The organism is Streptococcus lishijunsis, assembly GCF_047290665.1.
Classification (GTDB): Bacteria; Bacillota; Bacilli; order Lactobacillales; family Streptococcaceae; genus Streptococcus.
In genome coordinates this window covers 1-638 of record NZ_JBLBUC010000057.1, presented here as the reverse complement: position 1 = coordinate 638, position 638 = coordinate 1, and the positions used below count along the sequence as shown (strand labels likewise).

Below are 638 nucleotides of genomic sequence, written 5' to 3'. Positions count from 1 at the left end.
GGCTTCGTATCTTTGAATCCTCTCATTAAGCGACGCTTAAATATCAAGAAACGCTCGAGCTCTTCTTCTGAGTCCATCAATGACTCGAAGGTATCTAGGCTTGTTTTAAGGAGACCTAAATCGTGTTCTTTAATAGCTTTAAAGAAGCTATTTCTCAACTCAGGTGAGTAAGGACGTAAGGTTGTTTTGATCAAATCATTAACATGATAAAGATCCCAAAAATGTTCGTGTCGCTTGATACCGAGCGCTTTTTTAATATTGGTAAAAACCTGCTTGGTATAGCCTGCTCCATTATCAGAATTCGAAATCAGAACGGTTTTGTCTGTAATCTGAAAATGGTTATAGAGATAATCGAGCAAGTTATCCCTAGCCAACTCATAATCAACATCAATAATCTCATACTTATTCTCTAAAATAAAACGGTTAGGCGCTATTCTCTTTGATCCTGTGTGAACGAGAAAATGAGCTAAATCGGTGTTAGAGCGCTCATCGCCTGAGGTCGTTTTCACCCTGACCCCGTCACCCTCAATATAAATGACGTCCGCCTTGATTTTCTGATGAGGGGCTTCTGTTTTAAAGAAACGATAACGCTTTTTATCATCAAGCAAACTATCTACTCTTTTAACAGCCTTTAGGAC

At 38.9% G+C, this 638-nt stretch carries 1 protein-coding gene; it reads right to left on the bottom strand.

Translation table 11 applies throughout. The features are described from left to right. Positions 1–638 (bottom strand): UPF0236 family transposase-like protein (locus tag ACLN19_RS09125; RefSeq protein WP_413385534.1); only part of this gene is annotated, 638 nt, incomplete at both ends.